This window comes from Microbacterium umsixpiens, assembly GCF_053543675.1.
Window position 1 is genome coordinate 1 of the sequence record NZ_JBLVOH010000193.1, and the last position, 1,313, is coordinate 1,313.

The following is a 1,313-nucleotide window of genomic DNA, read 5'->3' on the forward strand; positions in this document are numbered from 1 at the left end:
AAGGCGTTGAAGCGGATCTGACGGGTCATGCCCCCATGAAAGGCGAACGGCGCGGGGCGGTCCAGGGCCGCCGAAATGCGCGGAAACATTCCGGGTTGGTGCCGGGCAGGGTGGTCAGCGCTTGTAGACGTCCCGCCGATGACCCAGTGTGACGACCGCGACGATGAGCACGTCGTCGTCGATCGTGTAGATGATGCGGTAGTTCCCGACGCGGACGCGGAGTCCGTCGCGTCCCTGCAGCGCCTTCGCTCCCGGCGGGCGGGGGTTCTCGCCGAGCAGGGCGATGGCACCGCGGATCCGGTCGCGATCCTGATGGTCGACTTTCTTCAATGCTCGAACCGCAGCGGGGCGCAGTTCGATCCGATAACTCACGTCCAGCCCAGGTCGGCCTTCACCTGATCCCAGGGGATGTCCGGGCCTTCTTCGGCCATCGCCTCGTCGAACGCGGCCACGTCTTCGGCATCTTCGAGTGCCTCGATCATCCGCTCGTACTGCTCCGGGCTGACCACGACTGCGGCACGCTGACCGCGTCGCTCGATGAACACGGCCTCCTCCTGGGAGCGGGCGATGACCGTCGAGAGGTTGTTGCGCGCGTCGGCGACGCTGATCGTGGACATAGGCAAATTGTACATCTTGAAGTCTGAGATGTACATGATGCCGCGGCCAGGCGGTGGCATCTACGAATCCGCGAATCGATCCTTCGTCCTCCGAGAATCGGCGATTGGGGAGGAGCTGCCCTCGCACAAGTCTGCGACGATGCGGGCGAGGATCGTAGGGAGCGTCTCCTCCGGGCCGATGCGGCCTTCCTCGACGAACTCGAGCGGCTGCCAGCCGTCGTGCCACGCGCGCATCTGCTCTGGACTGAAGGCGTCGCGCAGTTCTCGTGTCTCGTGGCGTCGGACGGTCTCGTCGAATCCGACGTCGAACTGGTAGATGCGGGTAACGCCTCGGTGGTCCCTCCACAGCTGTTCCAAACGCCCGGCATAATCCCGGAGGTTGAGGATCCCGTCGAGGATGACGTCGTATCCCAGGTCCAGCGATTGGCGGGCGACGGTGTCGATGAGCGCAGCGGCGTCGGCGGATCGAGACGCCTTCTCACCGCCTGCCAGAAGCGTGCGCCTGAAATGGTCCTGATGGATGACCGCGGTCTTGGCGCGGAGCAGCGGACGCAGCGATGTCGCCGTCGTCGTCTTGCCCGAACCGGAGTCGCCGCGCAGCACGACGAGGCGAGTGTCCACTGATCCCACGGCCGTCATCGCACAAGTCTCACATTCGGGCGGATCATGTGACGTCATCTGCTGGCATTCACCCAC

The 1,313-nt window shown here is 64.8% G+C and carries 3 protein-coding genes; all 3 read right to left on the reverse strand.

Annotation, left to right across the window (positions count from 1 at the left end; genetic code table 11):
* Window positions 1-114: 114 nt before the first annotated feature.
* Genes ACNPM4_RS17315 through ACNPM4_RS17325 form a run of 3 tightly spaced genes read right to left on the reverse strand, consistent with a single transcriptional unit; the run spans window position 115 to window position 1,256 of the window.
* Entirely contained in the window at window positions 115-372 is a 258-nt protein-coding gene (locus ACNPM4_RS17315; RefSeq protein WP_448986505.1) for a type II toxin-antitoxin system RelE family toxin, read from the reverse strand.
* The gene (locus ACNPM4_RS17320) at window positions 369-617 is read right to left on the reverse strand and encodes a type II toxin-antitoxin system Phd/YefM family antitoxin (RefSeq protein ID WP_029264316.1); all 249 of its coding nucleotides are present in this window, start codon (window positions 615-617) and stop codon (window positions 369-371) included. Before ACNPM4_RS17320 ends, ACNPM4_RS17315 begins: the two co-directional genes overlap by 4 nt.
* A gap of 60 nt (window positions 618-677) precedes the next feature.
* Window positions 678-1,256 carry an AAA family ATPase gene (locus ACNPM4_RS17325; RefSeq protein ID WP_448986506.1) on the reverse strand — a complete coding sequence of 193 codons (579 nt, stop codon included), beginning with the start codon at window positions 1,254-1,256 and terminating at the stop codon, window positions 678-680.
* Window positions 1,257-1,313: the final 57 nt, after the last annotated feature.